This is a genomic window from Flagellimonas maritima (assembly GCF_003269425.1).
Classification (GTDB): domain Bacteria; phylum Bacteroidota; class Bacteroidia; order Flavobacteriales; family Flavobacteriaceae; genus Flagellimonas; species Flagellimonas maritima.
In genome coordinates this window covers 557,442-579,089 of sequence record NZ_CP030104.1, presented here as the reverse complement: position 1 = coordinate 579,089, position 21,648 = coordinate 557,442, and the positions used below count along the sequence as shown (strand labels likewise).

12 protein-coding genes and 1 pseudogene are annotated in these 21,648 nt (G+C 38.6%); 3 read left to right on the top strand and 10 right to left on the bottom strand.

The features are described 5' to 3' along the window. Positions 1-2 precede the first annotated feature (2 nt). The 8 genes from HME9304_RS02555 to HME9304_RS02520 all read right to left on the bottom strand — a co-directional run bounded on the left by HME9304_RS02555 (position 3) and on the right by HME9304_RS02520 (position 15,876). Entirely contained in the window at positions 3-1,508 is a 1,506-nt protein-coding gene (locus HME9304_RS02555; protein WP_112377100.1) for a glycoside hydrolase family 30 protein, read from the bottom strand. Between the two features lies 1 nt (position 1,509). Further along, entirely contained in the window at positions 1,510-2,802 is a 1,293-nt protein-coding gene (locus HME9304_RS02550; protein ID WP_112377099.1) for a glycosyl hydrolase family 17 protein, read from the bottom strand. A 59-nt stretch (positions 2,803-2,861) separates the two neighbouring features. Further along, positions 2,862-4,604 carry a glycoside hydrolase family 3 protein gene (locus HME9304_RS02545; RefSeq protein ID WP_239023376.1) on the bottom strand — a complete coding sequence of 581 codons (1,743 nt, stop codon included), beginning with the start codon at positions 4,602-4,604 and terminating at the stop codon, positions 2,862-2,864. Positions 4,605-4,854: 250 nt separating this feature from the next. Next, positions 4,855-7,266, bottom strand: a complete 2,412-nt coding sequence (locus HME9304_RS02540; protein ID WP_112377097.1) for a carbohydrate binding domain-containing protein — start codon at positions 7,264-7,266, stop codon at positions 4,855-4,857. A 23-nt stretch (positions 7,267-7,289) separates the two neighbouring features. Further along, positions 7,290-8,144 carry a glycoside hydrolase family 16 protein gene (locus HME9304_RS02535; protein WP_313789989.1) on the bottom strand — a complete coding sequence of 285 codons (855 nt, stop codon included), beginning with the start codon at positions 8,142-8,144 and terminating at the stop codon, positions 7,290-7,292. Between the two features lie 29 nt (positions 8,145-8,173). Further along, positions 8,174-9,595, bottom strand: coding sequence for a glycosyl hydrolase family 16 (locus tag HME9304_RS02530; protein WP_112377096.1), 1,422 nt, complete (start codon positions 9,593-9,595; stop codon positions 8,174-8,176). 12 nt (positions 9,596-9,607) lie between these two features. Next, positions 9,608-12,793 (bottom strand): glycoside hydrolase family 2 TIM barrel-domain containing protein, encoded by a 3,186-nt coding sequence (locus HME9304_RS02525; protein ID WP_112379701.1) that lies wholly within the window; start codon positions 12,791-12,793, stop codon positions 9,608-9,610. A 266-nt stretch (positions 12,794-13,059) separates the two neighbouring features. After that, complete coding sequence (locus HME9304_RS02520; protein ID WP_112377095.1) at positions 13,060-15,876, bottom strand: helix-turn-helix and ligand-binding sensor domain-containing protein; 2,817 nt, start codon at positions 15,874-15,876, stop codon at positions 13,060-13,062. 353 nt (positions 15,877-16,229) lie between these two features. On the opposite strand from HME9304_RS02520, the gene HME9304_RS02515 reads away from it, so the two are divergent. From HME9304_RS02515 to HME9304_RS02505, 3 genes are all read left to right on the top strand, one after another. Then, positions 16,230-16,847 (top strand): hypothetical protein, encoded by a 618-nt coding sequence (locus HME9304_RS02515; RefSeq protein ID WP_112377094.1) that lies wholly within the window; start codon positions 16,230-16,232, stop codon positions 16,845-16,847. 282 nt (positions 16,848-17,129) lie between these two features. Further along, positions 17,130-18,053, top strand: coding sequence for a DUF5996 family protein (locus HME9304_RS02510; RefSeq protein ID WP_112377093.1), 924 nt, complete (start codon positions 17,130-17,132; stop codon positions 18,051-18,053). Positions 18,054-18,155: 102 nt separating this feature from the next. Further along, positions 18,156-18,869: a pirin family protein gene (locus HME9304_RS02505; RefSeq protein ID WP_112377092.1), complete on the top strand. Its 714-nt coding sequence runs from the start codon at positions 18,156-18,158 to the stop codon at positions 18,867-18,869. A 121-nt stretch (positions 18,870-18,990) separates the two neighbouring features. Here HME9304_RS02505 and HME9304_RS02500 read toward each other — a convergent pair whose 3' ends face one another. Both HME9304_RS02500 and HME9304_RS17265 read right to left on the bottom strand, forming a co-directional pair. After that, positions 18,991-20,961, bottom strand: coding sequence for an exo-rhamnogalacturonan lyase family protein (locus HME9304_RS02500; RefSeq protein ID WP_417935253.1), 1,971 nt, complete (start codon positions 20,959-20,961; stop codon positions 18,991-18,993). After that, positions 20,956-21,549, bottom strand: a pseudogene (locus HME9304_RS17265) (RIFT barrel domain-containing protein); the annotation flags it as partial. The pseudogene HME9304_RS17265 and the gene HME9304_RS02500, both read right to left, overlap by 6 nt. Between the last annotated feature and the right edge of the window lie 99 nt (positions 21,550-21,648).

The window sequence follows — 21,648 nt, the reverse complement described above, 5'->3', positions numbered from 1 at the left end:
TTTTAGTTAGCATCGGTGGTTTTATCAATAATGATAGTTTGAATAGCTTGTGGACTAATGGAAATTTCTTTGAAATCATCATCTAAAAAGACTTTAAAACTCTTGGGTTTCAAGTCTTGGTTCAAGATTACAATAACAATCGTATCATCTGGATTTTTAACAGCAGTTACCATCAAGGAATCGTCTGAGTTCTCAAATCCAATACGAGTTGCACCTGGTCTAATATACTTGCTGAAATGGGTAAGGGTATAATAAATGGGAGTAAAATATACTTCATCTTTATCTGGATCAACAATTACTGGTGCCACACACCAATTTTTAAACCAGTTTGGACCGCCTTGTGTATCCAAGATCATGTTCCAATCTATCCAACCGTCTACCCAATTGTTTAGACATCCAATAATATCACGGGCATAACGATATACGGGCGCGTATTTTGGATGTAGGTGTTTTTCATGCTCGGGCGCCCAGTCCCAGCCCCAATCCGTAGCTTCTTTGGACCAATACCACTTGTCATCTTTCCATTTGGGGATTTCGGCATCAACACAAGCCTCGGATTGTATCAAATATTTTGAGGGAGCAGCGTTATGTGCAAATTGCAGCGATTCTGGAAACCAATCATAGGTGCTGGCATACCAGTGAATGGCTGTTCCATCAAAATATTTTGATGAAGCCTCATTCTTGAACATCACTTTTACCCATTCTTCCAATTCTTCTCCACGATTTTGATCATAACCCAGAATTTTTGCTTCATGTCCATCAGTTTCTAATTTTGGACCTAAGTGAAACTTCACAAAATTGGTCATTTCTTCTGGAGTGAAATGCATACTTTCCCAGTTATTGTTGTTCCCCAATGGCTCATTTTCAACGGTAAAGCCCCAAATATCTATATCCTCCAATTTATAGGCATCTATATATTTAGAGAAGAACAGTGCCCAAGTATCATAATATTCGGGAAGAAGCTTTCCGCCTCTCCAATCTTTGTTGTTTTTCATCCAAGGTGGTGCTGTCCATGGGGATGCCAGAATCTTGAATCCATCTTTGGAGACAGCCATTGCTTCTTTGATAAAGGGTATAATATCATCTCTATCCTCATCTATGGAAAAGTGCTTTAATTCCAAATCCCCTTCAACAGGCGCATAAGAATAGTTGGATAAGGAAAAATCACAAGAGTTCATATGTGTTCTTGTCAACGAATACCGCGAACCTTCATCGCCAAAATAGGCGGCGATGATTTTTTTTCGGTTTTCTTGACCCAATTGGTTGAGCAGGTAAGCAGAGGCTTCCGTAAAAGAACCGCCAAATCCAGTTATGGTCTGAAAGTTTTGATCGGGCAGCAGTTTTATCTGCGCTTTTACTTTTTGAGGCGGAAAGTCCGTTATCTTGGTCAATTTATTTCCTTGGGCCGAAGTTTCATATACTTCTACCTTCAATTTATTATCTACGCTGCAAGCGCTCAGTGCTAGGGCCAATGTAATTATGAAATTAAATTTGTTAAACTTTTTCATTTTAATGAGTGATAGCTTGTTCTTTTTTTGAGGGTGGTACAAGGACATCTTTCATCAACGCTGCTTTATCACCACTGTAAGTCTTGGTGATTGAATTTCCGTTTCTGGTCAGACCCTCAAAAATTCCTTTGTCGACCATATCCCATAGGGCATATTTTGCTTTTCCATCAATGGTAAAAAGACCAAAATGATTCTCAGACCCTAAAGAATTTTCCGCATCTTTCCATTGCTCGTTAAACGCTTCAAAGTAAAAACATGAAATCCCTTCAGAATTTGTCCACATCCTAATGAGGTTATGATATGCCGCTTCTTTATACTCATCCGTAGCCTTGGACCCCGTTGGCCCGTAAAATCCATTGGATACTGTTGCCCAACCTGTTTCTCCTATATGTATGGGTTTGTCAACACCCAGGCTTTCCATATATTTTTTAACAGCACTATATTGATTTATCGCAAAATCCTTTGCCCTAATCATTGCAGCATCAATTTTCTGGATGTCGGAGAGTTGTTCCTCATCTTTAGGTACGCCCCAAAATTCTGGATTGTAATGTGTATTATGGTATGGATAAGTATGCATGGAGATATAGTCGACCGCCTTTATAAGTTTTTCAAGGTTTTCAGTATGATAGCTTTTATCGCCACCTCCCCAAGAGGCGAAATCGTCTGAGCTGGTTATCCATAAATCTTTGGATAGTTCCCCACTTTTCTTTAAGTCTTGAAGATGATTCACCCATTTTAATATGACACTTGGCTGAACATAATAGCTTGTAGCCCATTTTACCATAGCTTCGTTGCCTACGGCAATGATTTTTACAATATCAGGATATTGATTGGCTAATGTTACGGCTCGGGCAATTTCACCCTCGTTTTGTTCGCTTTCCACATCATGGTCAGGGGTCTCTCCAGTCCACGCATTTTTACAATCAATCCATGCGCCCAACATTACATACATTTCAAAGGTTTCATCCTCGTTTTTTAACTCCTTTATGGCTTTCAGCAAATTAGATGCTTGTTGTAATTGAACATTATAGGTTCTCAAAATTTTAATGCCCATCGCAGAAAGAATCTTCATGTCTTCTTTTAGCTCGTTAATAGTCGGTTGAACATCTCTTGAGGTTTTTCTGTACCCACCATAAGATATTGCCAAGTACTTTGGATTTCCTAAAATATCTTTCGCTGTCACTTCTTTCTGTATTAGGGTTTGATTTTCTTCTGTTTTGACACTTTTATATTTACAGGATTGGTTCACTAGTAAAACCACCATCGTTAATATTACTTTTATTAGTGATTTCATGTTATTTTTTTTTATTTCTTTTTTTGATGCTATGGTCCATTGGCATTCTTTTTAAAGTATCAATAGTGTAATCCAAATCCGTAAGGTAACAAAGGTTTTATGGAATCATCCCAAAAATTTGGCCCATATTTTCCGTTATAATCTTCTTCTGATTTAGGCCAAGAATGAGGTAATTTTCCCTTAAAGTTATGTTCTCCAAATAAGACTTCCGCAATGCCGTCCCCTTCTGAACCTGGTAACCAAGCTGCTACAAATGCCGTGGATTGTTCTATTTGCTTAGTTGTGACCAAAGCACGGCCAGAAATCAACACTACTATAGTTTTCACGCCCATATCAACATAGGTGTCCACATAATTTTGATGACTTTCGGTCAGTGTCAATTGATATGCATCAATTTCACCACCTATATCACCGAAAGATTCGGCATAAGGGGTTTCTCCAATTACTATAATGGCAACATCTGCATCGCTATGGTCTCCTGATGCATCGGTATCATAAATTACTGTTCCCTCAGCTGTTTTTTTGATTCCTTCAAGAATTGTCGTTGCTCCTTTATAGTTTTCCGTGGAGCCCTGCCAGTTTATGGTCCATCCTCCCGACTGCAGACCAGAATTATTGGCATGTTCGCCCACTACTACAATTTTTCCCATTTTCTTATTGAGCGGAAGTAAACTGTTGTCATTTTTAAGTAAAACCAAAGATTCCCTTACGGCTTGACGAGCTATATCCCTATGTTCTTGAATACCAATTTTTTCAATTAAGCTTGAATCTGGAAAAGGATTTTCAAATACACCCAATCTATATTTTTGGCGCAGTATTCTTCGCACTGCATCATCAATTCGCTCTTGGGATACATAACCGCTTTCAACACCTTTTTTTAATCCTTCTTGGTACATTTCAAAATCGCCTTCTACAGCCATGATCATATCTACTCCGGCATTGATAACATCATTTTCTCCAAATCGTGAGTAGCCTTTCCAATCCGAAACCATTATACCATCAAATCCCATATTCTTTTTCAGCACATTTGTAATCAAATCCTTGTGGGCATGCATTGGTATTCCTGACATTGAATTAAAAGAGGCCATTACAGAACCTACTCCTGCATCTACTGCTACTTTGTAGGGAGGTAACAAACGTTCCCGGACTTCTTTTAGGCTTATAGAGGTTTCACCTCCTTCTAGACCAAAATCAGTAGCTCCGTCACCAACAAAATGTTTTGCAGTGGCCATGACCGTTTTGCTATTTTTTAAATCATCTCCCTGCAAGCCTTCAACTGATGCTTTTGTAAGTTGCCCGGTCAACTCGGTGCTTTCTGAAAAAGCTTCGTAGACCCTTCCCCATTTCTCATTATAGGGTATGGCTACGCAAGGAGAAAAAACCCAGTTGAACCCTGTTGCCTGAGATTCAATGGCAGTTATTTTTGCGGCTTGCTTTACCAATTCTCTATTTTGGGTTGCGCCAAAACCAATGTTATGTGGAAAAATGGTAGCCCCTTCATAGGTGTTTTGTCCATGAATGGCATCTACCCCAAAAATCAATGGAATACCCAAACGGGTCGATAGTGCTTTTTTCTGTAATCTTGTAAATTTTGCTTGCCATTCCTCAGCATTATTACCCGGTAATGGACCTTGCGTATGAATTATGGAACCGATAAACTTAGAGGTAATATCATCTTCCTGAATATCATCAAAATGTCTAACCTGTGTCATTTGACCTATTTTTTCATCTAAGGTCATTAATGCCAGCAAAGAATCTATCTTTTGTTCTATCAGTAAGTATGCACTTTTCTCTTTGTCCATCTGTTGTTCTTTACAGGATGATATGCAGCATGCACCAACCATCAGCAGTTTTATAGTGCTCTTTAAAGATTTTAAAACCATTTAAATCTGCTTCTTTTGGCTCAATCGGTTTCTACTATACATAAACAGCTAGTTATTCCATCAACTGTTCAGTATATATAACTATTTATAGCTACGGTTGTAAAACCAGATTTGTTTTAAAAGCCATCTGAGTCTTCAAATGGCTTTTTAATCTATATTCAGTTTTCAATTATATTTCTTCTACCACAACATCGTCTATAATTACCTCTCCAGCACAAGTGCCGACACCACCACAGGTAGCTTGTATAAGTAGTGATAGACCTTCATCTACGTTAGCATCTGTTGTAAATGACCCAGTGTAAGTTTGCCAAACATCAACGGTATTGGTTCCAGGGGCATTGCCCAAATTATGTGGCACGGCGCCACCAACTGAACGTTCTGAAAATGCCAGAACTTCCAGTATCGAACCATCTACAAAGCTCGATGTAATTTTATATCTAAACGTCACCTGAATGTTTTGGTTACCCGCTACGGTCGGAGCAAATCGCTCTTGCTTAAGATTTGGCACTTGTGAAGGACCTGTGGTCAATCTAGCGGAGTAAGTACCCGTATTGGCGTCAGTATCGATAATAGTTACGGAAGAGCCCGCAGATTCATTAAGCTGCCAACAAGCGCCATCACCGGAATTAGCCTCGAAACCACCGTTTGATAATAACTCACCCATCGGTGGGGCCGGACAAGTATCTCCGCCGCCGCTGTCAAGAACAAGAGAAACATTATCAATATTCACCAACCCTGTTTCTGCACCCATATCAAAAAGTATTCGGCTATCCGCTCCACCAAATCCTGTCGCATTAAGATTTAGAACAAATGTCTGGGTATCTGTTGTAAGGTTAATTGTTTGAGTAGTATTTGTAAAAGGTTCCACGTTTAGTCCAATACCCGCAAGAATTGTACGTGAAACATCGGATGATGCATCAAAAGTCAATATATAATCTGCACCTTTCGTTAATTCGATTACTTGGCTCAAATTAACGGAGAAGGGTGTTCCTGCCATAGCAACATTTACTGAATTGAAACTATTTCCGCTATCAGTGACCACATTGAGCCCATTCCCTATCCATGAATCTGTCCCGTTTTCAAAATCACCATTGGTCAACAAGCCATCGTCAAAAGTATTTTCTTCAACATTTACTGTTCTGGTAACTTCGGTAGCGGGATTACCTGCTGCATCGCTTACATTGTATGTTATGGTATATGTTCCTGCTACATTGGTATCTACTGTATCTCCTCCAACAACGATACTGCCAGAGATGTCTCCATCCACATTATCGTTTGCAGTAGCTCCAGCATCTACATAAGCGGGATCTCCCACATTTAGGTTTACAGTTGCATCTCCTGTTAATGTGATTACTGGTGCTTCGGAATCATCTCCTCCTCCAGAACCTCCCTCTACCAAGGAAACGTTATCGATTATTACAATGCCTACTTCGGCACCCATATCAAAAAGTACACGGCTATCTGCTCCGCCAAAACCGGCTGCTGATAATTCAAGGGTAAAGGTTTGGGTATCCGTAGTCAAATCGATTGTTCGCGTATCATTGGTAAAGGGCGCTACATTCAGACCAATCCCGGCAATTATAGTACGTGTCACATTAGATGATGCTTCAAAAGTCAACGTATAGTTTGTGCCTTGTGTAAGTTCCAAAACTTGGCTCAAATTTACATCGAAGGGTTGGCCAGCTGATTGTACATCAGCTTGATTGAAACTATTTTCTCCTTCCGTAACTACATTTGCAGCGTTGCCTACCCAAGGAACTACACCACTTTCAAAATTTCCATTAATCAATAAACCACTGTCAAAACCGCCATCTCCTCCTTCAACCAAGGAGACATTATCTATTACAACAACACCTACTTCGGCACCTAGATCAAACAATACTCTACCATCCGCTCCGCCAAAGTCCGCCGCAGAAAGTGCTACGGTAAAGGTCTGGGTATCTGTTGTCAAATCAATTGTACGTGTATCATTGGTAAAAGGCGCTACATTTAGTCCAATACCGGCGATTATTGTACGTGTCACGTCAGACGAGGCATCAAAAGTTAAAATATAGTTTGTGCCTTGGGTAAGTTCTACAACTTGGCTCAAATTTACATCAAAAGGATTGCCAGCTGTTTGCACATCTGCCAAATTGAAGCTGTTACCGCCTTCTGTTGTTACATTTGCTGCGTTACCAATCCACGGATCTGTTCCACTTTCAAAATCTCCGTTGGTCAATAGTCCACTGTCGAATGCTGGTGGTGTATCAGGAATATCTATTATTAATTCATCTGAAAAATTACTTGAAGCACCTGCTGAATTTGACGCTGTCAGTGTTACGGTATAGGTCCCATCTGCAAAAGTCTTGATAGGATCAATTTCTGTCGAAGTAGTACCATCTCCAAAATCCCATTCAAAAAAATCCGCGTTTTCAGAAATGTTGATAAAGGATACAATTCCAGAATCTTCGATCTGCGTTTGTGTAAAAGCCGCTACGACCTCAGGGAGACCGTTGGCATCGTCATCATCTTCACATCCTAGAAAGGATATGGCCAAAATCATTAGTGAAAGTATTCTGGTTTTTTTAAATAATAGTTTCATTTTATAGAAGTTAGTTTAGTTTATTAATTTTCGTACACCCTTACATAGTCCACGATCATAGTTTGTGGAAACTCGGTCTCTGCATTTGGGGACCCAACAAAGGTTCCGCCCACGGCAAGATTCATTAAAATGAAGAAGGGTTTATCAAATACCCACACTCCTTCGCCATCTGTTTCTTCATCAACATCTTCTGGGGTAATTTGATTGTAAAGCACATCGTCCACATAAAAATTTACGAAGTTTGGTCCCCATTCTATTCCAAATATGTGGAAGCCTGTATCAAAACGGTCATTTTCGAGTGTAAACTCTTTGGAAATGGCATCTCCTCCAGAATACCTTGGTCCATGAACACTTCCTATAAGAATTGAAGGGTCTTGCCCTCGATATTCCATGATATCGATCTCACCGGCACCCGGCCATGGGTTTTCATCAATATCTGCTCCCAACATCCAAAATGCGGGCCATATTCCCTGTCCGAAAGGCAAACGGATTCTAGCCTCAAAACGACCGTACTGCTGCTCAAATTTATCTTTGGTAATCAATCTGGCCGATGTATACTGAGAACCTTCAAAAGACTCTTCCCTAGCCGTAATCAACAATACACCATTTTCAATACGAACATTATCGGAACGGTCCGTATAGTATTGCAACTCTTGGTTGCCCCAACCATCGCCGCCTGGACCATTTCCTATATCGAAACCCCAAATTTGTTCATTTGGTGCTCCATCCGTATCAAAATTTTCTTCTAGTACTAAGTTTGTAAATGTAGCCACTGTCTGTGTTTCATCTGTTTCACAACCTGATATAACGCTCATTGCCATTACCCCAAGGCATACCAGCGCTACCGATTGTATTGTTTTAATCTGTATATATTTCATAATCATTTTTTTCAATTTTCAAGACCCAATTATTCCGTATAGAAGTAAATGTTGTCGAATATGAAGTTTGGTCCACCCGCCAAGATAAGTGCTCCAAGATTGTTTCTTTGAGCAGCCAAATCTCCATCCAATGGAATTTCAATGGAAGTCCATTGTCCTGGTGTCAATCCGTTTATACTAAACCTTTTGTCTGCATCATCCCCAATAGGATTTCCATTATTTACATCTGTTTCCAATTCTTGGTTTGGACCCACATCCCTAATCTGTACCTCAATATTAGTAGCGGCATCTTGTACATATACATCTATATTCAGGAAGGTACGCTCTGTAGCATCGATAGTGTTATTGAGTAGGATTCCCGTGAAATTGTTGTTTGTATAAATCAATACTTCGTCACCACCATTGGAAAAGAGTTGTGTATTTGTCGTTGAGCCTCCAAAATTTGGCACGAAATTACTTTCCGTTGCGTTAGTGTATTCATTACTGAATATGGAGCTTACATTAGTAGACAACTCAATTGGGATTGGGGCATTTGGTAAATTACCTCCAGAATCGATGTCCAATGAACCAGAAGCCCCAACATTGGCCAATTGCGCAGTTATAGCAGTATTTCCTGAGCCTATTACTGAAATTTGCCCCAATTCATTGACTATGGCCACTGAATTATCTGAAGACGTGAAGTCAAAATAGGAGGGGGCAACAGTTACCGTTTGATTTACCCCTGAAGCTAAATTGAAGGTTTGGGTAAGACCAGTCAAAAGAAATTCAAAACCAATGAAGGCCTGAGAATCAATGTCTTGTCCAAAAAAGATAGCGGGACTAGGTTGGGCTACAGTTCCTAGTTTTTCAAACCGTAGCTCATCAATCCAAAAAGTATACCCAAAACCATTGGTAGTTTGTGTTCCCGCCGAGAAAAAAAACATTCCCCTTTCTTGTACCAGTTTTGACGGATCTGGAATGGGAATGACAACTTTTCGCCAATCCGTAGATAAGCGTATATTTTGGGCAGTTACTGCAAATTTGTTTTCCTCAAAATCAGTTCCAAAACCTACTTCCCCAATGGTAGCGGTTATGGAGCCTTTTGCATAAAAGGTCAAGGCGTCAAATCCGGTAAGATTTCTACCATCGCCCCGGTCTAGGAAAATGCCTCCAATAAAGCCACCGTCTGGGTCATCTGGTGCGGGAACATCAATGCGTATGGAAGATGTCCCCATAAAAGCGACATTATCATCCGTACCAAAGCCCTCAGGATTTGCTCCTTCGTTTGGGTCAAAGGAATCAAAAAATTCATCTGTGAGTCCTACTGGTTCGTCTGTAAATATGTCTCCATTGTTAGAAAATGTTGCAAATTGTACATCATCTGAAAATTCTCTTTCACAACTTGAAAAAACAGCAATACCCAAGCTCAAAAGGAGTGTAAAACGTAAGTGTATATTTCTAATATTTTTCATCTTTCAATCTTTTTATTTGCCAATGTTGATGTGTACGTAAGTCATTATCTCCCATTCACTACCATTGCCAAAACCAACAGGGCTAATGGTAGGTTCTGTCGCAAATTCTTCAGCAGCATTTGGAGCAAATCTTGGTGAGAATTGATTTAAAGACCTCCATGTACCGCGGATTCCTATTTGCGTGCTTGGTAAAATGAACCAGTCCGGTTTGCCCAAGGTGGTAGAGAGATCCAACATTAACTGTAATGGGAATGTCAAGTTGAAGTCTCTATGGTAATCAAAAGGTCCCCAATCATTAACTCTTACATGCGTTTCCAATTTCATTTTCTTATAAATGCCACGGATATCCCCTCCAAAACGTTTTATTAATCTGTCGCTATCACCATTGGCCTGTCCATTACCGTAGTAAAAATTCCCTATCAACCCCAATTCTGGGCTTAGCTTTGAAACCATTCTTGAGTGTATTTCCCATAAGTCTTGTGCGGGCGCCGAATTCGGAAAAGAAAAAATGGTACGATCAGCCAAGAATCCAATATGTGCATCCATGGTAGTTGGCAGGTGGCGGTATACAAAGCCTAAGTTCATAGCGAACTTGGCATCTTCAGACCTATCGTTATCCCACTCGTACATCCATGTACCGGGTGTTGGATCAAAAGTTAATAATAGCTCCCCTGCCGTGGTTTCACGATTCCAGCGCACAGAAAAGGGATCATCAATTATATTTCTTAATCGACCGGGGGCTTGTACATCTCGTGGTATGGCATCCACTAATGGTTTTTGCCACATAAAATTGGGGGCAATCTGAAAATTTCCTGCTGCGATGGTAAATCCAGAAAATACACTGGTTACATTACCACTTCCCGTATCCCTTAATTTCCAACCAGTAAAAGTCATCGTTTGGTCCGCACCACCATTGGCAATTAATCCCATGGCTGATGCTTGTCCATACCAATTGAACTTTCCACCTTCATAGGTAACCTTAATTTTACCACCCCAGTTGTCTTCGGCTTGGATTCTATCTTCAAAAACAACGTAGTTTCCAGGCGTGCCCCTAACATCTTGGAAAGAGGTTCCGTTCAATGGACTTCCTGCCCAAATTCCGCCCACCATAACTCCAACTTTTCCAAATTCCCGTTCTATGGCCAATGTTGCTCTTTCAGTGGGCCAAGGTGGAACTACACCACTTCGTAGTTGATTGACATCCAAAACCCTACGTCCGTTTTCATCAAAAACGATTTCAGTTTCAAAATCCCTATGATAGATACCTGTAACGTCGAATTTCCCTATATGTCTCTTGTACTTAAAAAGCATGGTAGGATTAGCGCCCCACCATAATTGTGGCCCTATAGCAGCTTTTAAACCTTTCAAGGGTCCTTTTCCATCTATTTCGGCACCTAAAATCTCTCCATTATAGATATCAAGGTTAGGTCCGTAATTGGCTTCTGGATACAGGCCAAAAAAGTCCCCTTCATACCCCCAGTGGTAGTGTCCAGTTCTATAAAAACCCCTTAAATCGAACTCTTTTGCGTTCCACTCGAATTCTGCTTGGTAAACAGCCACCCTGTTATTATCAACTAGCGGCACATCGCCTTCTGGTGTATTCACTAAAATCGGTCTAGCCCTGTTTTCATAAAAAATCTCATTGATGGGGTTTTGGGCAACATTGCCCACTACATTAAAATTCACTTCGGCCCGCATATTTGGAGCTGGATTCCCTTCCACTCCAATGAAGTAGGATTGCATATGATCAAACCCTAATTGATTTGGAAATGTAATTGCGTCGTCTGGATCTGGGTTATCCGGTGTCGTAATCAAACTACCGCCCGTACTGAAAGTTGAGAGTCTTGCCGTAAGATTGCTTATACGAAGTAAATTGCTTTGCTCCCCATTTAAGGCCGCTTTGTCACCACGAGCTTTAAGAACAGCATCCATCAACTCTATGTTATCAAAATGATTATCTATGAATGCAAGGTCTACACCTTCTTCATAAGGATTTAATTGATGCGCCTCTTTAAGTGCATAATAAGCTGCACGTGGATAAAGTTCGTAAAGCCCTCTTGGATTGGTTGCACCTTTTGCAGTGATTCCAAACCATTCTTCGTTCATGTTGTTGGTACCCGGTGATGCCAAATCCCTTGCATAGCCTCCATTGGACCATGAAGCATTATTATCGTGTACGTCTGCATTTGCTCTGTCATCAAAACCAAATTTCCACCAGCCATCGCTGAATTGAAACGTAAATCCTCCGATAGAGTTTCCAGCTTTGCCTATTCCTGCAGCATTCTCATAGATTTCTTTCCAGTTTTCTACCATGTAATATGCCTGTGAATATTGATCTTCCTTGTTTTCAATGGCGTTAAATGCATCCGCTCCAAACTCCGTGAACATAACAGGCTTATTCAGTTTATCCTTTACTACTTGAAACATATCCCCAAATGAAGCTCCTCGATAGGTGTTGGTTCCGTAGATATCCACATCCTTGCATTCTTCTGCAATGATATCTATGAAGAGCACATCGCCATTACAGAGTGCAACGGGATGGGATGCATCCATAGCTTTCATTTTCTTTGCTGCTTCGTTCATGAGTTTATACATGGGCCTACCCCGACTTTCTCCTATAAAATCTATTCTTCCTTGATCATCTGGAAAGTCTTCGGTTTCTGCACCAGCCCAGAATAGCCCATAATTGTTCTCATTTCCCAAAAGATAAAGTAAAAGTCCAGGTGTGTCTTTGTACCCGTTGACAAGCTCTTCCATCTCGGACATCAAGAACTCTTGTGTTGTAGGATCATCATAAATGGTTACAGGGGTCCATACACCATTTAACGTAAGCCCGTAGCGTCCAAAGGAATGGTTGAGCATGGTATAAATCCCATAATTTTCATAGATGTATTGAATCCATTTTGCAGGTACGCCGGTATACTGTCTAATAACATTGACATTCATGTTTTTAAGAAGCGACATTTCTGTGTCCAGCCCAGCTTTGATAATGTCATCTGGTTTTTCCCAAAACGCTGCGTTGACCGTGTTGGTTCCTATTGGAATATAATCCCAATTCATGCCGTTGATCATGAAATCCTCTCCATTGACGACCAACTTCATCCCATCTTCATTAGTTACGACTGATACTCTATCGGCTTGAGCAAACAGTCCTGTCGTGAACATGAAGAGGAGTAGTCTCACAAAATTGTTTTTCATAGTTATGTTTAGTTTTAGTTGATGATGGGCAATAGCGTATTTTTTTCTATTTCCCAACGGTTAAACTTATCCTAAAAAAATAGATATTCCACAAAAAATAGCTCAACAAAAAGTATACATGGCAAATAAAATGCTGTTTTTTTATCAAATCATTAAAACAGCTTGTTTTCAGAAGGTTTAAAGGGAATCTACGGTATATTGATTTTTACCTAAGATTTAGATTTGTATAGGTATTGTTGAGGTAGTAATTTAATTTTTTAAGAAACTTAAAGCTTGAGTATGTAGTTTACCAGATTCTCATCATGTGTCAAGTCCATTTTTTTACGTAGCCTATACCTTTTTATTTCAACACTACGCGCTGAAATGTTCAATAGTGGTGCTATTTCTTTTGATGATAAATTCAACCTTAGATAGGCGCACAGCTTTATATCGTTTGGGGAAAGATTGGGATGTGCCTTTTTCAATTTCTTTAAAAATTTTCTGTCGGCATTGTTAAAGGCCTCTTTGAACAGCTCCCAATCATCATTTTGGTTAAGACTCTTATCAATTATGTTGATGATGGCTCTTACAGATTCTTTTTTCTCAACGTTAGCTAGAAGTTGCTCTTTGACTTTTGACAATAATTCATTCTTTTTTATAATGCTCAGTGTTGAAGCGGCCAATTCATTGCTCTTACTTTTGAATTCTTCTTTGAGTTGCTCATTTTTAATTTTTATAATCTCCTTTTCGTTCTGTACCCTGGCCAAATCCATTTCGCGTTTATTTTTTAAAATCAGCTTTTGTTGGCGCTTGTGATAATGTCGTTTATAAAGATTATGAACTAGAATGGAGCTGGATAGTATTCCCAAAATATAAATTACGAGCATCAAATTGGAAAAATACCAAGGTCTAGCAATTTCAAAAGAGTATGTAGCTATATTTTTGGATATCTTAGTACCTATCCTGCTCCTTACCTTAAAGGTATAATCACCATAGGGAAGGTTCTCGAACGTAACGGAAGATTTTTTTGACCATTCACTCCAGTTTGGGTACATGTTGGTCAATTGGAACTGATAATGTGATTTAAGGTACTTATCATAATTTGCTGCATAATAAGAGATTTCAAGATTATTCTCGTTAGTCTTAAAACTACCTTTCACATTTTTATTGACTAAATCCTGATTTTTACTGTCCTTGTTTTTTCCTGCTTTCCCAATACTTGCGATATTGACTGTAAATTCTTTTTCTTTAAAATTATCAATGTCAACGGTAATGTAACCAGAACTTGTTCCAAGCAAATAGTAGCTATTGTTTTCCAGTGCGCTAACACTTTCATATCCCACCGTACTGTTTCGCATGCTTTCTGGCAGGGGTATAGATTTGATTTTAGGTGTTTTGACCAATTTTCCTTCAGAAATAAAATTGACTTTTGAGTTTGTGAATATCCACAAATAGCCATTTTTACGATCTACCGTCATTTTGCCCGATATGTATTCGTCTTGGGTATAGACTTTGCTTAAGACACTGTCCCTAATAAAAGTGTCACGCTCCTTATTATATTTTAAGATTCCTTTCTTATAAGCGTACAACAAGTCATCCCTATACCTGATCAATCCAGAATTTGAACCTTTTATCAAAGTATCAACACTTACGTTCATACTTTTTGAAAAGCTACTGTCGACCTCTACCTTGAAAACGCCTTTGTATTCATGATTTACGAAAACGTATTTCCCAAATGGTTCAAAATATCTGGCTGAATGATTAAAGCCCTCTATTTTATTTTTTATTTGCCAGTCATTGCCAATTTTTTGTAAAATATAAAGGCCATCGTAGTTTCCTTGTAGAAGTAAACCTGAAGTTTGGCCAAGACTTGTAACCTTCCATGTACCTTGAATGTCTGCAATCTTCCTGGCCTTATTTTCTTCTATAATAAAAGTTCCCGAATGATGTCCGCAAAATAATTTTCTGTCAATAATGTTCAAAGACCATACTTGGCCCTGCGTGCCCTGTACCAGTTTAAAATCATTATCATTATTCAATTGCTTATAAAAAAGACCTTGGTTTGTTCCCAAATACAAGATACCGTTCATAGTGGTTGAGGCGTACACGCTGCCAGCTACACCTTTTTTGTCATAATAATCTTTGAAGGGAGATTTTAGGTTAATATAGCTGATGCCGTTATCAAGGCCAAGCCAAAGTGTATTATCGGAATCCTCATACAGTGATAGCACCGTATTGTTCCTTAATCCGCCTATTCGGTCTATGTGGTTCAACAAGTTTCCATCTTCATCAAGATGTATTAATCCGTGGGAGATGGTTCCCAAAGCAAATGTTTTATCTTTTAGTTCAATGGCACTGTAAATACTTACTCTAGATAAGAGCGTATCTGAACTGATACTCCACTTGTCCAAAGTTTGGTCCTTTATCTTATAAAAACCATTTTGACGGGTAAGGATTGATAGGGCATTTTTGCTTTTAAAAATATTTATGATTTCGTACTTTCTGAATGGTTCGGCATCGTAAATTAAAATATCCTTTCCATTCTCAATACGATAAACACCTTTATTGGGCCTTTGGAAATAAATATTATTATCTATGTTAAATATTTTTGGCAAAGATGTGTCAGAGTCAATCGTATTTATGGAACCGTCCGTCGTGTCATAAATGTAAATTCGATTTAGTGATTGAAACACTATCCATTGATCTATGTTCAGAATATTCCAAAATTCTTCATCTTGTATAAAAGTATTTTTTATTTTTTTTGATAGTGAAGTATATCGTAGCAGACCAAAACTATCTTTCTGCCAATAACCAAATTCCATATAACATCCAGTATAGATTCTTTCACCGACAACTTTAACAGACCTTAGTATGGTCTCATTTGGTGATAGAAAAAGTGTCCATTTGGCACCATTGAATTGCAAAAGACCTTTACTGTTGGCAACATATATTATTTTGTCCTTGGTTTGTGCAATGGACCAATTTTGACTTTCGGCATTGTATTCTGAAGGAGCGTAATTCTGGATCGGAGGTAATTCCTGTGAAAATATAGAAACGCTTACGAAAAGGAATATTAGACAAAATATTTGTTCTGCTTTATTCACCTGGGCATTTTAATTAAAATTAATGCAAGATTCAAAATACTGAATATCAGTTATCAATGAATAATTACAAAATAAAAAACCATGGATTTTGGGGATACCGACACTTGTTCATTGCTAAAGAGTAATCAATAAATAAAACCGTTTTGATAATACGATATATTGACATACTTAACTAAATGTAGTGATTTTAATAGTATTACTAGCTAAGTTTTTTGCTCTTGACAGTTTTTTAGGAATCTTTACCACTTATAGATAATGAATTCTTTACATTCAATCCATTGATTCACTAGCTGTTTGCAGTAACTTTGATAATAACAACTAAAAGACCAACCCTTTGTTTTTCTTATCTAGAGATGGGAGAATTTTTTAAAGCCGAGCTAAAAGACCGTTTTTTAAAATATGCGCTCAATCGCAGCGATTATTTTGAAATCCAAGTACTCTATGAAGAATTTCTGCATCCAAATTATAGTTTAAATTTTGTCGTAAAATTGGTAAGGGATATTAGGGAGTATGACTCTGGTATTTTGGATGTGATGAGCGGTAATGGAGCTGAAGTATTCATGTTGGCCTCAACGCCAAAAACCCAAGATTTTTTAAATGGTGGTGGATTCACCGACATGTACATTAAAGAAGAAGAGAAATGGGATGTTTTTGTCAACCAACTTTCAGACAAACGTGAATCCTCCAAAGATTCAACACTGCTTTTACATGAAAATTCATTAAACTTAAAGAGAGAGAAAACACTTTTAATTATAATTATTTCAGCGGTAGTTGTAAGTTTTTTGTTCACGATTTTTGGAATATTAAAAGAAGTATTTCTGGAACCCAGATATATTCCTATTGATGAGTTTGATAGAAAAATAGAGTTGCTGAAATCAGAATATATAAGAGGGATTGATAGTTTAAAATTTGACCTTAAGAAGACCGAACTTAAACTGGATTCCTTGCAAAAGGAGTTTTCTATAAAATAGTTTGCAAGAATATTTTATAGAGGTAAGTAGATGGTTACTTATTGAAATTTATGGTTTTCCAACAAATCTCAGGTTGAGCGCAGTCAAAACCTACTTTATACGGACAAGCAGTTGTCGACTACGCTCGAACCGACAATATTCAATATTTTAAAAAATTGACAATCAATTAATTATAAATTATTTTTAGTATGTAACCATCTACCGACCTCTAGTTTTTTAAATTTCTTAACGTCCAAGGTTGATTTAAATGCCTATTTTAATAGGCATAAACGAAAGCAAATAGTGTCCGATAAAACCAATAGCTCAAATCCGTTCCCAAAATTACCTTTAGAAGAGTGGGAGCCAACAAAAGAAACATTACATCGTTACCTTCAGATTGTAGGTAAGATACGATTGGCCTTGATGCCCAGAAAAAATCATTGGTGGTATATAACACTTTATGTAAATAGTAAGGGAATAACCACCCGCTCAATTCTATATGGTGATTTTATTTTTGAAATACAGTTCGATTTTATTCATCATCAACTTCATATACAAACCAGCAATGGGGAAAGCCGTAGTTTTGAATTGACCAATGGTTTGTCCGTCGCCGAGTTTTATAAAAAAATTTCCGCTAATCTGAATGATTTGGGGATATTATTCGATATAGTTGCCAAACCTTATGACCTTTCCGATACGATATCTTTTGCTGAAAGTACGGAACACAAAAGCTATGATAAGGAGTATGTAGTGCGTTTTTGGCAAATTTTGGTACAGGTTGATCAATTATTCAAAGAATTTAGTGGAAAATCGTACAGTAAAACCTGCCCCGTTCATATTTACTGGCACCATATGGATATGGCCGTGACAAGATTTTCTGGAAAAAAAGGCCCTGAAATGCCCAATGCGAAAGCCGCGGATAAAGATGCCTATTCACATGAAGTAATCAGTTTTGGGTTTTGGGCAGGGGATGCAGAAGTGCGTAACCCTGCATTCTATGCATATGCCTATCCATCGCCAGAAGGATTGGATAAAGAACCTTTAATGCCGGATGCGGCCGAGTGGATAGAGTCCAATGGGAGTCCGATGGCTTTTCTTTCTTATGATGCGCTCAGAAAACTTGATGATTCGAAAGCAGCATTATTGGATTTTTTGGAAAGTGCCTACCAAGCAGGCGCTAAGCGTGCTGGATGGAACATCGAAGAACTTACCGTAAAACCTTTGTGAACAATATTCAAAGAAAATATTTACAGGTTATGAACTCGTTGATAATAAAGAAACAAATCAATAGCTCATTACTTTAGAACATTCAATTTTTAATTTTAAGCAATGAAAAGTACATTACATAAAGCAGACTCCCGAGGCCATGCCAATCATGGTTGGCTGAACAGCTATCATTCTTTTAGTTTTGCCAACTATTATGACCCTAACCGTATGGGATTCGGAACCCTTCGCGTATTGAACGATGATGAGGTGTCTGCCGGAATGGGCTTTGGTACCCATGGCCATAGTAATATGGAAATTATTTCCATACCTCTGGAAGGAGACTTGGAACATAAGGACAGTATGGGAAATACCACGATTATCCGTAACGGCGATATACAGGTTATGAGTGCTGGGTCTGGCGTACAGCACAGTGAATATAACCATAGTAAGGAAAAAAAAGTCAAATTTTTACAGATATGGGTAGTGCCGAACAAAGCGAACGTAGAACCGCGATACGATCAGATTACTTTGAAAAAATCCGATATGACGAATACCCTATATCAAATTCTTTCGCCCAGACCGGAGGATGATGGTGTATGGATTCATCAAAATGCATGGTTTTATTTGGGGAATTTTGATACCAAGACCGAAATAATGCATAAGGTAAATAATCAGTCCAATGGAGTTTATCTCTTTCTCTTGGAGGGCGAATGTGAAGTAGGTGGAGAAATACTCAAAAAAAGGGATGCTCTTGCCATCGAGGATGCAGAAACGATTGATTTGGCCATAGAAAAAGATTCTAAAGTACTATTGATGGAGGTCCCTATGGCGAATTAAGGACATATTTTATCCATAGTAATTATAATGATTTTGCATACTGGATTATAAAGTAAAAAAAGCTCCCAATATTTGGGAGCTTTTCTTTTCATCCCACAGGGATTATAGTTCAACTAAACTATTACTTTGTAATCTTTTGTTCTTTATGATCAAGCCAGTAAAGTAGATAAGGAATATTGTAGGCGTGCGTCCATCCAAATACTCTCAATCCCTGATTGATTTCCCAATTGGTAAAGCGCTTATCGCTTTTTGGAAGATTGGAAACTTTTAACAATGCCTCATTGTAGGATTCCACACTGTCAAATTCACTACTATTTTTTGATAATTTTTTAACCTTGAGCATTTCTGCACGTGCCAATGCTTCTTCCAAAAATGCATGTTGACCACTAAATTCATAACCTATCAACAAAGGGTGAATGGAGGCAAGATATGATTCCATTTCGTGATTCAATGGCGGTACGTCCCTGACCCAATTGGCATGTTTTAGAAGTGCTTTTTTAATACGTTCTTCTCCTGTAAGCTGATAATATTTGTACAAGCCCTGTACAACATATGTTTGACTATACCCATACCTGTCCAAGAGTAAATTCCCTCCTTGTTCTTTTTGAAACATCAGCATCAAGTCTACTCTTTCGTCCAGTTCTTTTTTATATTTATCAAGTTTGGTAGCATCGTACAATTCCACTAGATTGAGTACGGATAAGTACAATCTTCTTCCTCTTAGATCATGTTCTCCCCATATACGCTTTAAATAAGTATCACCTGTCATTTTTGCAACTTCAAGTGCTCTATGGTCAGCAGAAATGTAGTAAGATGCAATCCATCCCTGTATCCAAACATGTGCACTTAAGAGGGCATGCCAGTGTTCATTTGCATGTCTTCGGCCAATCCCTAAATAAGGAGTGGATTCTGGCTCATCTTCAAAATCCCAGAAATCTATCGCATCGTTTATCTGGCCCAGATAAGATCTCTTTTTTGGCCAATGAATATTATCAACATCCATGGTATGTCTGCTCATGGCCTGCGCCATATGATAATAATCGGCATTTCCTGTTCTCATAAAGTTGGTCCAGAGCATAAAATCGACGGTAGGTTCATTATTTGTCCATTGAAACCATTTATCCTTAAAGAAATATGTTTTTCCGTCGCCGTAGTCGAACATTCCGTACCAAGGTTGCTTTCTTTGATTAAAGGCCCACCATTCATATTTATACTGTAGGCCGTTCTCAAACTCTAAATATTTATCGGAATAGGGAGCCATATTGCCATAAACTCTTGAAGACGTGTACCATTCTGGTAAGGCGTGCGCAACAGGACTATTGAGCACATAATCCATTTTTTGGTCGATAACCGCATCTGTTTGATTGGTATGAAAATAATATAGAAACTCGGTCGTCTTTGTAATGCCCTGTGCAAAATTTCCCAGCATTTGACCATCCATCTCGGTGTCTTTTCTGGCAAAGTTCATGGGTCCATTTTCCAAAGGCCATATGTTTCCCTTTAACATTTTTGAGTTTGGGTCTACTTCAATTCCTTTTGGGTATTCCTCTAAGAAATTTTTGATTCCTACGCTTATTCCTCTGGTTCCGTCAGAAACATTGATCCATCCTTTTGCTCTTTGCGATTCGGTTACGATTTCTTTGCCCTGGGTGACAGTGGCTTTAAAGGAGGATTTATTGGCTGAAGATGCGTTTGCACTGTTCTCTTTTTTTGATTCGCCAGTAAATAAGCTTCTAGCACTTTCTCCACTATTTCTTTTAGGACCTCTTTGCAGTAAGCTTACTTTTTTAGTGGCACCAAGTTTCTCTATTTTTTGTGTTAATGACATTGCATCCCAATTTTCCTCAAATAAAGGCATAGAAACTTCGGCACTTTCTTGCAAATGATATTTTAATTGTAGGCCACAGGCTGCAATTTGGTCGTTCGGTTGTGTCCATCCAGGATCATCAGCGGTATCTTCTGATAAAATTTCTTTGTTTTGCGTTGCTATATTGGCATGCTCGCCTTTCTGCCTTTTGTGTTTATCCGGAATACCGGTATACGTCATCGTATGCAAAACTTTTACATACGTTTTTCCAGCATAAGCATGCAGCCGAATTGTAAATGGAGATATATTGTTGTCCGCTCTACCATAAACATAAGTACCTTCAACCCTAAATATGGCGTGCATAGGACCTGACCCTTTTTCCCTGAACACCTCGTTTATCACAGCTTTGGAAATATCTATGCCAGAATCGTCCAATAAATCAAGAAAAGTCCCTCTGTTATCTTCTGGGGATGAGGCAATAAGCTCATTGTTGCTAAATTTCCCATCTTGATTGGAATCGAGATAAACCTCATCCAAAAAACCATTTCCCAATTTGTTCAGGGAAAATGATAAAGGGCCCGTATTGACTTTAATACCACCACGAGGTCTCATATTGTTTGTGGAAACTATTCGTTCATCAGGTCTTTTCGGAACAATATCGCTACCGTATTCCAGGGTATAAGTAGACTCCCCCTCCGAAAAGAAAAACACCCAGACCCATTTGATGCTATCATCGGCGGGTTCCCAAGTTGAAACTTCCGTGGTCTGACATAGTATTTCGTTGCCTTTGGAATTTAATAGGCGAATATTATTAGTGGAATGCAATTCTCCCTTTGGAAAAGGAATGCCCAAAGTTATTGGCGCACCTTCCATATTATTTTCAATGGTAACAGTTATTTTTTTTATTTCCGAGGCAAATCCGTTCAAAAACGCACAAATCAATAGCAACAGTAATATTTTCTTCATTTAAAT

Bases quoted from the DNA above. Each gene is read 5' to 3' on its own strand.
- HME9304_RS02555 (WP_112377100.1), bottom strand. From the start codon at position 1,508: ATGAAAAAGTTTAACAAATTTAATTTCATAATTACATTGGCCCTAGCA.
- HME9304_RS02550 (WP_112377099.1), bottom strand. From the start codon at position 2,802: ATGAAATCACTAATAAAAGTAATATTAACGATGGTGGTTTTACTAGTG.
- HME9304_RS02545 (WP_239023376.1), bottom strand. From the start codon at position 4,604: ATGGACAAAGAGAAAAGTGCATACTTACTGATAGAACAAAAGATAGAT.
- HME9304_RS02540 (WP_112377097.1), bottom strand. From the start codon at position 7,266: ATGAAACTATTATTTAAAAAAACCAGAATACTTTCACTAATGATTTTG.
- HME9304_RS02535 (WP_313789989.1), bottom strand. From the start codon at position 8,144: ATGAAATATATACAGATTAAAACAATACAATCGGTAGCGCTGGTATGC.
- HME9304_RS02530 (WP_112377096.1), bottom strand. From the start codon at position 9,595: ATGAAAAATATTAGAAATATACACTTACGTTTTACACTCCTTTTGAGC.
- HME9304_RS02525 (WP_112379701.1), bottom strand. From the start codon at position 12,793: ATGAAAAACAATTTTGTGAGACTACTCCTCTTCATGTTCACGACAGGA.
- HME9304_RS02515 (WP_112377094.1), top strand. From the start codon at position 16,230: ATGGGAGAATTTTTTAAAGCCGAGCTAAAAGACCGTTTTTTAAAATAT.
- HME9304_RS02505 (WP_112377092.1), top strand. From the start codon at position 18,156: ATGAAAAGTACATTACATAAAGCAGACTCCCGAGGCCATGCCAATCAT.